At 41.8% G+C, this 12,430-nt stretch carries 15 protein-coding genes and 3 pseudogenes; 8 read left to right on the top strand and 10 right to left on the bottom strand.

Annotation, left to right across the window (positions count from 1 at the left end; genetic code table 11):
• Window positions 1-441, top strand: a pseudogene (locus BM122_RS18535) (IS3 family transposase); the annotation flags it as partial.
• A gap of 161 nt (window positions 442-602) precedes the next feature.
• Window positions 603-893 (top strand): annotated as a pseudogene (locus tag BM122_RS18530) (integrase core domain-containing protein); the annotation flags it as partial.
• 51 nt (window positions 894-944) lie between these two features.
• Here BM122_RS18530 and BM122_RS18525 read toward each other — a convergent pair.
• On the bottom strand, window positions 945-1,331 hold the full coding sequence (locus BM122_RS18525; RefSeq protein WP_074907015.1) for a hypothetical protein: 387 nt from the start codon (window positions 1,329-1,331) through the stop codon (window positions 945-947).
• Window positions 1,332-1,351: 20 nt separating this feature from the next.
• Entirely contained in the window at window positions 1,352-1,528 is a 177-nt protein-coding gene (locus BM122_RS23585; protein ID WP_177198209.1) for a hypothetical protein, read from the bottom strand.
• A 166-nt stretch (window positions 1,529-1,694) separates the two neighbouring features.
• Here BM122_RS23585 and BM122_RS22755 point away from each other — a divergent pair.
• Window positions 1,695-1,810: pseudogene (locus tag BM122_RS22755) on the top strand (IS5/IS1182 family transposase); the annotation flags it as partial.
• Window positions 1,811-1,830: 20 nt separating this feature from the next.
• Here BM122_RS22755 and BM122_RS18515 read toward each other — a convergent pair.
• The gene (locus BM122_RS18515) at window positions 1,831-2,202 is read right to left on the bottom strand and encodes a helix-turn-helix domain-containing protein (protein ID WP_256212201.1); all 372 of its coding nucleotides are present in this window, start codon (window positions 2,200-2,202) and stop codon (window positions 1,831-1,833) included.
• A 992-nt stretch (window positions 2,203-3,194) separates the two neighbouring features.
• Here BM122_RS18515 and BM122_RS22750 point away from each other — a divergent pair.
• On the top strand, window positions 3,195-3,422 hold the full coding sequence (locus BM122_RS22750; protein WP_143083531.1) for a hypothetical protein: 228 nt from the start codon (window positions 3,195-3,197) through the stop codon (window positions 3,420-3,422).
• A 557-nt stretch (window positions 3,423-3,979) separates the two neighbouring features.
• Here the strand turns inward: BM122_RS22750 and BM122_RS26315 are convergent.
• Together BM122_RS26315 and BM122_RS18495 are read right to left on the bottom strand one after the other, a co-directional pair.
• Entirely contained in the window at window positions 3,980-4,324 is a 345-nt protein-coding gene (locus tag BM122_RS26315) for a site-specific integrase (protein WP_371264950.1), read from the bottom strand.
• The gene (locus BM122_RS18495) at window positions 4,281-4,499 is read right to left on the bottom strand and encodes a hypothetical protein (RefSeq protein ID WP_074907012.1); all 219 of its coding nucleotides are present in this window, start codon (window positions 4,497-4,499) and stop codon (window positions 4,281-4,283) included. The genes BM122_RS26315 and BM122_RS18495 overlap by 44 nt, the downstream gene beginning before the upstream one ends.
• A 125-nt stretch (window positions 4,500-4,624) precedes the next feature.
• Here BM122_RS18495 and BM122_RS18490 point away from each other — a divergent pair, with 125 nt between their 5' ends.
• Complete coding sequence (locus BM122_RS18490; RefSeq protein ID WP_143083530.1) at window positions 4,625-5,326, top strand: winged helix-turn-helix domain-containing protein; 702 nt, start codon at window positions 4,625-4,627, stop codon at window positions 5,324-5,326.
• 854 nt (window positions 5,327-6,180) lie between these two features.
• The gene (locus BM122_RS18485) at window positions 6,181-7,383 is read left to right on the top strand and encodes a tyrosine-type recombinase/integrase (protein ID WP_074907011.1); all 1,203 of its coding nucleotides are present in this window, start codon (window positions 6,181-6,183) and stop codon (window positions 7,381-7,383) included.
• Window positions 7,384-7,671: 288 nt separating this feature from the next.
• On the opposite strand, the gene BM122_RS18480 is transcribed toward BM122_RS18485, so the two are convergent.
• From BM122_RS18480 to BM122_RS22745, 3 genes are read right to left on the bottom strand one after another with little or no spacing between them, the layout of a single operon-like run.
• Window positions 7,672-8,571, bottom strand: coding sequence for an ADP-ribosylglycohydrolase family protein (locus tag BM122_RS18480; RefSeq protein WP_074907010.1), 900 nt, complete (start codon window positions 8,569-8,571; stop codon window positions 7,672-7,674).
• Window positions 8,568-8,786 (bottom strand): hypothetical protein, encoded by a 219-nt coding sequence (locus BM122_RS18475; RefSeq protein WP_074907009.1) that lies wholly within the window; start codon window positions 8,784-8,786, stop codon window positions 8,568-8,570. Before BM122_RS18475 ends, BM122_RS18480 begins: the two co-directional genes overlap by 4 nt.
• Window positions 8,787-8,812: 26 nt before the next feature.
• Entirely contained in the window at window positions 8,813-9,556 is a 744-nt protein-coding gene (locus BM122_RS22745; protein ID WP_074907008.1) for a hypothetical protein, read from the bottom strand.
• Window positions 9,557-9,761: 205 nt separating this feature from the next.
• Between BM122_RS22745 and BM122_RS18465 the strand changes: the two genes are divergently transcribed.
• Complete coding sequence (locus BM122_RS18465) at window positions 9,762-10,094, top strand: HU family DNA-binding protein (protein WP_074907007.1); 333 nt, start codon at window positions 9,762-9,764, stop codon at window positions 10,092-10,094.
• Window positions 10,095-10,258: 164 nt separating this feature from the next.
• Here the strand turns inward: BM122_RS18465 and BM122_RS18460 are convergent, their stop codons facing one another.
• On the bottom strand, window positions 10,259-10,753 hold the full coding sequence (locus tag BM122_RS18460; protein WP_256212200.1) for a thermonuclease family protein: 495 nt from the start codon (window positions 10,751-10,753) through the stop codon (window positions 10,259-10,261).
• A 259-nt stretch (window positions 10,754-11,012) separates the two neighbouring features.
• On the opposite strand from BM122_RS18460, the gene BM122_RS18455 reads away from it, so the two are divergent.
• Window positions 11,013-11,297, top strand: coding sequence for a BrnA antitoxin family protein (locus tag BM122_RS18455; protein ID WP_074907006.1), 285 nt, complete (start codon window positions 11,013-11,015; stop codon window positions 11,295-11,297).
• Between the two features lie 447 nt (window positions 11,298-11,744).
• Here the strand turns inward: BM122_RS18455 and BM122_RS18450 are convergent, their stop codons facing one another.
• Window positions 11,745-12,323, bottom strand: coding sequence for a zonular occludens toxin domain-containing protein (locus BM122_RS18450; RefSeq protein WP_256212202.1), 579 nt, complete (start codon window positions 12,321-12,323; stop codon window positions 11,745-11,747).
• Window positions 12,324-12,430 lie beyond the last annotated feature (107 nt).

Below are 12,430 nucleotides of genomic sequence, written 5' to 3'. Positions count from 1 at the left end.
CAGCGTATATGGGAAAGCAATTTCAAAGTTTATGGCGCCAACAAAGTATGGCGGCAATTAATACGTGAAGGTATCCGGGTGGCCCGTTGTACCGTCGAACGGCTGATGAAGAAGCTTGGAATACAAGGCATCAGGCGCGGTAAAAAATGTTGGACGACGATTGCAGATGGCTTGCTTGATCGGCCAACAGACAAGGTTAACCGGCAATTTGTAGCGACGCGCCCCAATCAGCTGTGGGTGGCGGACATCACTTTTGTAGCAACATGGACGGGGTTTGTTTATGTGGCTTTTATTACAGATGTTTTTGCACGATGTATTGTCGGCTGGCGGGTCAGCCGCTCATTACATACAGAGCTGGTGTTCGATGCATTGGAACAGGCATTGTGGGCGCGGCGGGAAACCAGTGGGTTAATCCATCACAGCGATCATGGCAGTCAATATAGCGTAACCAGTTAAGAATGATTCAGAATATATAGAATTTGAAGAGCATCTCAACGGCTTGGTTTTGTTGTTTACGCAGTGCTTTGGCGTATGCCCATTTGTGCTAGATGAGACAATGAGAATACTCTTTGAATCATTTCTAGCTGGTTTTGCTATATCTGTCAATTCGCTATACAGAACGTTTAGCAGAAGCCAATATTGACGCTTCTGTTGGCAGTGTTGGCGATTCTTATGACAATGCGCTGGCCGAAACAATTAACGGATGATACAAGACAGAAGTCATTCGGCATCGCGGCCCCTGGCGCAATATTGAAGAAGTGGAATTTGTTACTTTGGAATGGGTTGATTGGTTCGACCATCGCCGATTATTGGAGCCGATTGGAAATATTCCACCGGCTGAATTTGAAATGGCATATTATCGCCAATTAAAGGAGTCAGCTGATGCAGCTTGACTCAAACTAAAAAGTCTTCGGAAAAACCGGGCCGATTCATACCCTCATCTCTTACGCCGCTTGCTGCGGCACACTTATGTCGGCAGCCCAAACCTGACTGGGTTTATTAATGACAAGCTCTCTAAGCAGATAAGGATAAACTTTATACTGTTTGTTCGAGATACTGGTCTTGGGTTTTGAGGCTGTACTGACCATACCCAGTATCTTCATTAGGAAGAATGCTTTTTTGCGCCCTAACATAATCCCATGGCGATGAAACCAAGTAGCATAACTGCGTGAACCATATTGTGGCGTCTTTAAGTATTGTTCATCCATCATGCGCAGCAGAACTAGATCAGCATTACTGATTGGTTGCGGTTGATAGTAATAGGTCGATAGTGCCAGATTCAACAACTGGCATTGACGAACCTGACTAAGACTATCATGGGGCTCAATCATCTCTTTGCATTCTACAAGACTTAATGATTGAGCTTTCTCGCTAAAAAATCGCGTTCTACCGTCAATTGACTAATCACCCGGTGCAGGTCATCTGTTGTATGGCTCTTCTTATTGGCGGCAGTATTATTTTTAGAAAATAGCTCGGCAGCTTGCTCAAAGAGTTGCCGTTTCCAGCTATTGATCTGCGTGGGATGCATAACGTGCTGCTAATTGTGGGACAGTTTCATCACTCCGTATCGCTACCAGCGCTAGTTTTGCTTTGAACTCGCTCGAATATTGTATGCGCTTTTTACTCATCGTCATTAAACTCTTTTTTAATTATGTCAGAGCTTAACAACCTGTACAGTTTTTGGGGACCACTTCACTTTCGCATGGTTGGAAAAATGCCGCGGCTGTGGAAAAATTATGAACATAAGCTCAACCCCAGCCTGCAGTTTGTCCATCTTGCTTTCCCGGCATTATTAATACAAAAGCTTTGAACAAGCGTTTATCCCTAGTATTAAGCAGAAAGCTTTGCTGATTTTTTCAAGCTCTTGTACAGATCAGGATGTTGTGCTTTTAGCATTGCAGCCACAATCAGATCATCTCGCTTAATTTTGGTCAAATCAATCCGATCAATATGGACTAAACGTACTAATTCTCTGACAGCTTTTGGTATTTCTCGTCCGCTTTCATAACGTGAGCCGCCACTTTGGGTTACGCCTACCTTATTCCAGAATTCCAACTGATTAAGACCAAGTTTTTGCCGAATTTCTCTTGGGTTTGGTATTTTCTTAAAAAGTTTCATTATGTCTATTCCAAGTGTCATAAAGTTCATAATAAAATAGACTAAAGTATTTATTTTTTGTTCATTTTTAAGAAACCACTGCAATTGCAGTTATGTTCTACGGGTAGATATGACATCCATCGATTGTATCAATGGGGATGATAAATATCTTTATACCTTCTAGATTCTGTTAATATTTCGTCATAATCTACAAGAATACTGGTTTATTTTCTGTGAGAATGAATAGCAGAGCACAACCAACCGATGAATAATAGGGAGCTTTATACCGACTCGTGCTGCCCATTTTTCCATTTTCGTACATATTCTCATGTCACCTTTAACTCTTTCATGTGCGGCAGTATTCAATATCAAAATCAAAAAATCTACTTTCCTCAATCCAAGGCCAAACTACCAGTAGCACTACGGCATGATGGAATAACCTGAGCACTCTGGGGCAAACGTCAAAATGAAGGGCCAGGGAAATTTCCTAATGAAGGTTGGGCACGACTTGATTCAATCAAGGCAGGCAAATGGAAATCGTGGAACCCACGATCGGTATTGATTCCTGCTGATAGCTTTTTAGAAAAAGATCACGATAAAAAATATCACTGGATAACACTTGAATCTAGGATGTTAATTCAGTCTCTACTTGACGAGAGAAATGACGAGCACAGGGTCTATATTGTTACCGAAGAAACCCCACCTCAATATCATTGGATACATGACAGATGACCAAGGTTGGTAAAATTGTCAGATCAGAATAAGGCGGCAATGCAACACCCATGATGTATTTTCTTGTACTCATTATGATGCTCCTTTCTAAAGGTGCTTATTCAGCAGAGATCCAGAGCCAAATTCTGGTGTGTTATGATATGAAACCACCAGAAGAGCTAGTCGCTAAATTGGACTTGCTACTCTCTATAGATTACGTAGCAAGCATATGGCCTTATAATTGCAATACACCCAGATTTACATGAACTATTCTTTCATAAGCTATCTAACCCCGATATTGCACGAAGAGAAGCGGCAATTCCTCAATAATTCTTTATAATTCAGTTACTTAGATTGAATTATAAAGAATTATTGAGGAATTGCCAGTGACAAAGTGTACCCAAGAATCATTTAATTTTCCAGATGTTAAAAAGCGTACTGTTGAAGTAAATTTCGAGAGTGGAGAGATTGCTTCAGATGGTGGTGCCATGTTATTGCGGCAAGTGAATAAACGATCGGGTCGGGATAACGGATTATGTCCGTTACCTCTCCCACACCACTGGACGTGCAGTTTTAGCTTCGCAAATACTCCGTATTCCGCATCCGGCGGTTGAACCCAGTGACTTAAGCTGCCACAAAATCCGATGGAACCGCTTTACATCAAATTTTCATTCCTTCGCCTGTGTTTCAGCTTGCATCCCACGGTCACGCTTCCGATTGGAATCCACCAACCTCACGTGGCCGCTGGGCGAGTGGTTGCCGCAGTTGCAACGCTCACCTACGCCAGAATACTCCTCGCCAATTCACAGAGATGTTTAAAATGGCCTGTCTTTTGGTTCTTTAGCCCTTCGCTCCAACTTGTTTCCAAGGCTTCTTCGCTAATACGGCTTCTGCTGACTTCTCCCTAAACCTCGTTCGGGAATCTCCCCGGGTAAGGTGCTAAAACTTTCTGCCCTTGCCGCCAAGCTCTACCTCGTGCGTCTTTTGGTAACGGTTGGATTTCGTGTTCCCTAGCACACTCATCGCCCGCACTCGGCCTCACTGCTTGTTCGTGTTCCTACGGTCGTACTTTTGCTACGCGCTTCTTTCAGGATGACCTCGCGGTTTCCCCCTTGCGTTTCACTACGGTTGTCGTTACTAACTCCGGTTATCTCCTCTCAGATAACGAGTTTTAACCCATGCCGGGCACACTAAGCGGTAAAAGCCGGGGTTTACCGTTTTTAGTCAGACCTAAACTTGCTGTGCGATGACTAAAATTAATTGCTGACCATTTCAATCGAAGTAGCTCCCCTTTTCTTGCACCAGTAGTTAAGGCAATCAGTACCAGTAAATAGAGCCTCTCCCAATGAGAAACTTGGCAAGCTGTGAGTAGACACTGCTGCTCGTTTTCAGTTAAGAATCTGTCCTTACTGGGATTTTCCTTGAAACGGCTTACTGATTCTTTTCGGACAGGATTGGTAAAGCTAGCCCACTTAAAATTGGGATGTGCTGAATAAAATGAATAAAAACTGCTGATAGCGTTGATTTGTAGCGATTGATGGTTGAACGGTAAGACCTCTCTTTTTTAGTTTGACCAAACTATCATCAACTATGAATTCATCAATTTTAGTAATCGGTTTCTCCCTAAACTGCCCGCACCACCAGTCCAGCCTTCCCGCCATGCTGGGGTCTTTGCCGATATATTGATCCATATATACTCGGCACGGTCAGGTATGCGGAAAATGAAGCGGGTATAATATCGGATTTTAGCTCTTACCAAGACATGCTCCAGCCCAACTTTACTGAAGAAGAAATTGCTCATATTTATCAGCTATTCATGGAACATCCTTCCGAGACGGTAAAAAAATTGCATGTTGTCTATTTGAAAGCGCTGCGATTGCCTCATCAAGAAATTGTCCGCATCGCACGAGTCAGCGGAGATAGCATGACACGCTATTTGCAGGCATACATCGAAGGTGGTGTGACGACTCTTTGCTCATCCCAGCGTTATTGCCCCAGAAGTGCATTGCTGCCCTATTCGGAAGTACTCAAAACACATTTTCAAGCCCATCCACCGCTCACTGTTGCTGAGGCGGCCTATGAGATTGAAAAACTCACCGGGATTCAATTGGCTTTAAGCGCCTGCCGCGACTTCATGCATAAACGTCTCGGCATGAAATACCGAAAAATGGCGGTGATCCCCTCTAAAGCCGACCCGGATAAGCAGAGCGAATTTTTACACAACAAGCTTGAGCCCTTACTAGAAGAGGAAAAGCAAGGCAAGCGCCGGGTCTTCTTTGTCGATGCCGCACACTTTGTGATGGGCGCGTTCTTGGGCATGCTGTGGTGTTTCGAGCGTCTGTTTCTAAAATCATCCTCGGAACGCAACCGTTACAACGTATTGGGTGCATACAGTGCCAAAGATTCCGAATTGATCGCCATCACCAATAATGCCTATATCAATTGCGACACGCTAGTGGAATTGCTAACCACCATTAGTAGACTACATGCCGATACGGCGATCATTCACCCAACTTGAATTTGATCGAACGCTTGTGGAAATTTACCAAAAAACAATGCCTTTACAATCGCTATTACGAATCTTTTTGTCAATTCAAAGCCGCTATTGACGACTGCCTCAACAAGGTCCGTTCTACTTTTAGCGAGCAGGTAAAAACTCTCCTAAGCCCAAATTTTCAACTGTTTCCAAAATCCGCAAATGTGACCGGGTGAGGTATAGGATGACATCATTCTTGAAATGTTCGGAATGGTTACAGTTGCTTTACCTAATTCCATTTCTAAATCAAAAGTGACTTTGTCGGCTTCACCTTGCCGTATTATTTATACTGTCTGCGGCTCGCCTTCGCGTCATTTTTGACTTAGAAATGGAATAATAACTTACGGTGAAGCTCCGTGTCGCCCTCTACTTGTTTAATAAACGCTATCGCGTCTTTCTTTTTTGGAAATTTTTTGGAAAATTTTTTTGTGACAGGAGGCAAACCAATAATCTGATTTGTACTTGATAATTGCCGCTTGAGAGTTTACGAATTGAAGCCATTTCTTTTCTTACTTGCCATCCCACTGTGATGATAGTGTGACAAGTGGTTAATTGATCGAATCGCCAAAACGAACTATCAACCGCAAGGTTTTCTAATAAAACTAATATTTTTAAATACTTACAAGATCGTAACAGCTAAAAATATTGGTTGCGGGGGCAGGATTTGAACCTACGACCTTCGGGTTATGAGTCAAACTGGCTCATTTTTACCTGAATATCTAAAAGTTTCTTGCCTTTTATATTCATATATTTAGGGCACTATTCATTTCGACTAAGGTAGCTTAATTTTTACCTAGCTTGTTACCCCGGTGTTACCCAACTGGAGAAATGAATATATGAACGAAATTATTTTTAGTAAAACTTCTATTGACCGATTACCACTCCCACAAGCTGGAAAGCGAATCGAATATAAAGACCAGAAGCAGGATGGCTTAATCCTTCGAGTTACAGCATCTGGCGTAAAGTCCTTTTATTTTTTTAAAAGAATACGAAATGGTCGGCTTGTTCGAATAATGCTCGGCAGATATCCTGCTTTAACGGCTGAATTGGCTAGAAAAATGGCAGCGGATATGAATCTAAAGGCAGCCACAGGAGAAGACCCCGCGCAAGAAAAAAAACAAAAAAAACAAGAGATGACTTTTTCAGATTTATTTTATCTTTGGCTTGAACAATATGCGAAAGAGAGAAAAAAAACATGGAGCGAGGATGTTGCAAAATTCAATAATCATCTGCAAGGATTAGCAAAATTACGATTATCAGAAATCACTCCCAAACTAATCCGTGAAATTCATACTTCTATCCCAAAAAAGCAAAGTAAAAGAAGTACTAAGGCAGCAGTTTTCTGTACCACCACAACTGCTAATAGAGTAAAAGAATTAATTTCATCTGTATTTTCTTGGGCAGTTCGAATGGAATACGTCAGGGACAATCCTGCGACAAAAGTTCAGGATTTCAAGGAAAAAAGTAGGGATAGATTTTTAACAGCTACCGAAATAACTCGCTTTTTAATAGCACTTGAGGAGGGGACTAGTCCTCTTATGCGTGATTTTTTCAAATTAGCTTTATTCACTGCTGCAAGACGTAGCAATCTTGAAAAAATGCGCTGGCAAGAGATTGACTGGGATAATTATTGCTGGAATATTCCCCTTACGAAAAATGGCACACCTCAATCTTTGCCATTAATTGCACAAGCAATGGATATACTGAGATCACGTTATCTGCAGAGAGATAATAGCGAATATGTTTTTGCTAGTCATGGAACAAAAGGACACATAGTTGACCATAGAAAAGCATGGATTGACGTTTTAGAGCGAGCGGGGCTTCCTGCCACAAAAAGACAGGACGGAGGATTAGTTTTCCATGACCTAAGAAGAACTTTAGCTAGCTGGCAGGTAATGACTGGCGCAAGCTTGTCTGTTATTGGTAAAACTCTAAATCATGCTAGTCCACAAGCAACTGCAATTTATGCAAGACTAGATAATGAGCCAGTAAGACGGCACATGCAAGTTGCTGCAGATGCGATGACAAAAATAAAATAGCAGTGTAACCCGAGAACACTTGTTATATTTTGAGTTCCTTCAGAAAGGCCCAATACTCTGATTCATGACTTCCTTGGTAATTATTGGGCATTTCTGGTTTAGTAAGAAAACCTCTAGTTTGAATGTAGCTATAAATATTTTTTCTCCATTTTGATGCCAACCGATATTAAAAACCGCTAATTTTGGGGAAAAGCGTATCGAGAAAAAACTGGAACATGATCATTTATCTACCACAAGCCAGAGCTTGTCAGTTATGCGTACATTCGTACTATGTCCAGTCCATTGCAATTAATTGTAATGAGAATGCCAGATATGCGATACATATTCTATCGCGGGTAGAAGATCTAATTTGGCTACTAACTCTTCGTGAGGCTTCATGCCATAGCAGACGGCTAGCGCTCCAGCTATAGCTGCACAGGTGTCACTGTCGCCTTTGATAACAGAAGCATGGTAAATCGCGTCAAGATAATCCTTCGCCTTCAACACAGCTCGTACTGCAACATACAACGCTTCTTCGGCAACCCATCCCCCCTGCTCCAACTCTTCACCATTCAAGGCCATACCTAACAAATGGAAGGTTCGGCTGGCGGGGTCTATCTCCTGCATAGCCAACTCTATAGTGCTTTTTAGCGGTAACTTATGCAATACAAAGTATTGAATCATAAATAGCGCCTTAGCTGACTCTGTTGCCTCAGCGTGTTTATGAGTGCAATATGAATCTTTTACTACAAGTGACAGGTAATAAATATAACCTTTCTCAGTATCTTGCGCTGCCAGTAATGCCCATGGCGAAATACGCATGACTGTCCCATTGCCCTTAGAATCATTCTGTACTTGCATACCTTCTGCCAGCGAATCACAAGAATTCATACACGTATTACCTGGGGCACGCACTTCATATAGACAGTCTAAATCGAGTAACTCATTTACAGTAGACACAGCAGGTTTTGGGTTAGTCTGGGTAATATACCAACGTAAATACGGTAACTCTGGTGCAAACTTAGTGCCATGCTGTGCTATGGCCTCTGCCAGAAATAAAGTCATCTGTGTGTCGTCTGATGCCTCTAATACTTTAGCCGCTACCGACTCGTTAAAATCGTCTTCAGTGGGGTTAGGCATAAATTCTAGGGGGTAGCCTATCGCATCCCCCACCGCTACACCACACAGTAAATCACGAATGGTAATCATCGTTTGCTCGACTCATATTGGATGTCATGATCGCCAGCAAAAGGTTTCCGGTGATCATTTTTGCCTGACAAAATCTCTTTCGGTATTCCTTCTGGAAAAGCTAGGCAATAACCTGAAGCTTTCTGTGATCTGTGAATATAAGTGGCACATGGAGAAGTAACTATTCGTATATCAGCAGCGCCTACAAATCTATCTAGATGTTTGTCCTCTGCCATGGTTCTGACTCCCTCAATTTTGAATACTATCTAGGGCATTCCCACACAACAATCCCATCAACGACACCGTTTGCGGTCGTGGTCTTATCCGCATTTATCAGAATAAATAAATTATCGTTTAGCAGTTTTATTGCTTCTGGCGAGTCTGCGTGAATATAGCGATTACGTGTATCACATTCTCGATCTAGCCAGATTTGTGGATAAGTTTTTACGTTGTGTCCTTTAGATGTAAGAATTTCTGCAACATATGGTTCTTTTTTGATCATTGCATGATACCACTCGACTTTCTTTAACGTATGCAAATTCCCTACTAAAGCCAGTATCGGTGTTTGCCCCACATGTTCAGTTAACTTGGTTCCCATCCATTTATCACGCCGCGTTTTTAGTTCTAACCCAGCATCTATTGCAATTATCTTGAGGCAATCGTTGTGCCTCTGCATCTGGGCTAGATCGTTAATCAACTTTCTGAAAGGTGGAAAATCAATCATTGGTGCTATCTCAATATCTGATACGGGTCTACCCTGCTTGATTTCGTCTATGAGCGATTGCTGATTACTAGCAATTTCAAGCGCAACGGTAAGACACTCATTCTGCTGCAAGTAATCTACTATTAGTGATTTGAAAAACTTAACTGATTCTGGCCGTTTATGTTTTTCACCTATGATTGTGATGCTATTGGAAACCATACCTTGCATCACCCGATCATAAGCAGCGGCTGCATTGGTCAATATTAATAAAAGCAAAATAATGAAGGAATTAAATAACCACATAATCTCGCCTATTGAGTGTTACTGTACCCCTAGTGATTCGAAAAGCAATCCATTGTCGGTTAAAACTCTACTGTGTTGTATTTTTGCCAAAAAATAAGCTTTTTCAGACTATAAATGATGGAAATGCTCAAAAGTGATTGATGATTAGAATTATATTCTGCTAGATTTTTAGCTACTTCTTAAACCACTAACAGGAGCATCTACCATGAATAAGACCGAGCTGATTGAGGCAGTTGCAACCCGTTCCAATACTACAAAAAACCAAACTGCTGCCATGCTCAATGGGTTATTGGATGTTATTCAAAATACCTTGGCTAGTGGTAATAATGTTCAGTTAGTGGGATTTGGCACTTTTTCAATTACAGAGCGTGCCAGCCGCGAAGGTCGCAATCCAGCAACAGGTAAATCCATGACGATTCCTGCAAAAAAAGTCGTCAGATTCAAGCCAGGCAAAGCCTTATCAGATTCAGCTGCAGCTGTTAAACCAATACCCACCTCTAAATCAAGCAAATCTAAAGCAGATGGAAAAAAGAAATAAATATAGCAAAATAAAGTTTTTAGGTAACCGGGGGATCTTTTAAGTAGAACTATTCCCTGGATTAGATTTATGGAAAAAATCATGCTATAGATTTTGTATTTTTAGCCATATGTTTTATGGCGGTGCAGTTAATTGCACTGATCAGAAGTAGTCAGGATTTAGCCCTATCGTCTGGTTTTTCGCCATTCCCAAGGTGGGACTTGCTGAGCTTCTGGTAAACTCCACAGTCCTGCTTTATTTTTTCTAGCTTGTTTTTCTAAAGCATAGAGATTTTGATCGCTGGCATATTTTCGATATACCCACGCTGCACCGATTCTTACCATCTCCGCATTGACGTCGAGACCGTCCGTATACACACGCCCAACTTTACGACCATAGCGATCTGTATCTTGTACCTTTACGATTACAGTTTTTCCATAAGCAAGCCCGGATAATGCCTGTTTTGCACGCGATCCGTAAGGTTGTGCTGATTCTGGCGTATCTATCTCAGCCAGTCGCACTTTGATTTGCTGCTTTTGATTATCCAGGAGCGTTAGCGTATCCCCATCCGATATACCCACTACTCGGCCAATATATTCCTGGGCTGTAGCAGGCAACGGTAAAAGAACAAGGTAGAGCAAGATTATAAATAGTAGTGTTTTAGTATTTGCTATAGCCACTAAATTCTCCAAATTTGAATTTGCTAGTAATGTATATTGCAATCCAATATCTATACAATAAATATATTTTCCTCATCTCAACGCCAAGCTGCTTGTAATGCTATAAGTCATAGCGTGATTACTTTTTTCATTTCTAGATCAAACCTTACTTTGTCGGCTTTACCATGCTGTATTATTTATACTGTCTGCGGCTCGCCTTCGCGTCATTTTTGATTTGGAAATGGAATAAGAAAGACTAATCAAAGAGAGGAAAAATATTATGCGTATTAAGTATCTAAAACTTAAATCGGGCAGAAAGCTCATCGTGCCCACCCCCGAGGAAGACGCCGCTATTCAAGCGGGTATCGAGGCTGACCCGGACACTTACGAGCTGTCAGATAGTGAGTTTGAACAATTAAGACCTTACGAGCCAGAGAAGGAACAGGTTACTCTTCCTTTATCACCTGAAGTGGTGAAGTCATTCAAGGATACAGGTGATGGCTGGCAATCCCGTATCGATGAAGCTCTGAAGGAATGGTTGAAAATGCAGGATAAAGCAAATTAGCTGTTACACTGTAACAATTAATGATCACCGCTTGACATGAAAATAGGCAAACATACAAAAAACAATACAAACGATAGTTACCGATACAATCTCAATATTTTCCATAAATCCAACTTTATAAATTTGTTGATTTTGAAACGCGTAGAAATCCATGCTTAGACGCAAGCCGACAGGTTTCATCAGGTATGACGAGCCGTTCCACGCTGTGACCGTAGCAGATACATTGTTTTTTACTGGACACACATGATGACACTTTTGACCAGTCCACACGGTCAGAGACAAGTGTATAAGTTACAGGTGCGATTTTTTCTGGCAGTAACGCTGGTAATTGGTTTTGTGGCGTATGGTTTACTATTTTTTGCGCTTATTTTTCCTCTTTTACTTCTTCCTGTTTTGCATTCTCACCTGTAACACGCGATTTGATGCGGTCAATTGCCATATAGGCCATTAATGGCGCAAGTAGGATGGCTGCGATAGATACCCAGAATTTGAGATGTATTTTTTTACTCTGTTTAGTGTGAATAAGGCAGATTCGTATAAATCAAACGATTTTGTGGGCAATTTATAAACGCTTTCAACTGCATTTTCTTTTGATGTTTTAAGGCGTGGCGTACTGCAATATTCTGACCATTCATAGATACGTCTCCCCTTCCATGTGGGCGTAATGTGCAAATGCTTTTGCACTAGTCCGAGTACGTCGGCGTGTATATAGCTGGGTGTTTGCGCGACTATATAGATATCAAGACCGTGATGACGATGCTCTCTTAAGCATTCGATATCTTCCGACGCTTTGGCACGTCCAGCAGCTGGCCAGAGCTTGTAGGCTTCGTCAATAACGATGAGTAAGCCCTCTGCGAAATTATCAAGTTCATAGATGCGGTCTGATTCGTTGAATATTTCCAGATTTTTGCACGTGCGTTCATGCCACTTTGATATATCCGAATAGCTTTTAACTAGGGCCGGTATTTTTAGCTTGGGGATACTGACGGTATAAACTATGCGCCCTGCTTCCACCGCTGGCTTGATGACGTGCCATACTATAGCCTAACCAGTTAAGAATGATTCAGAATGTATAGGATTTAAAGAGCATCTCAACGGCCTGGTTTTGTTGTCTGCGCAGTGCTTTGGCCTGT

The sequence above is a fragment of the Nitrosomonas communis genome (genome assembly GCF_900114745.1).
In the GTDB taxonomy this organism is placed as follows: Bacteria; Pseudomonadota; Gammaproteobacteria; order Burkholderiales; family Nitrosomonadaceae; genus Nitrosomonas; species Nitrosomonas communis_A.
Note: the sequence above shows the minus strand (reverse complement) of the source record. Positions and strands in the feature narration are given on the sequence as shown.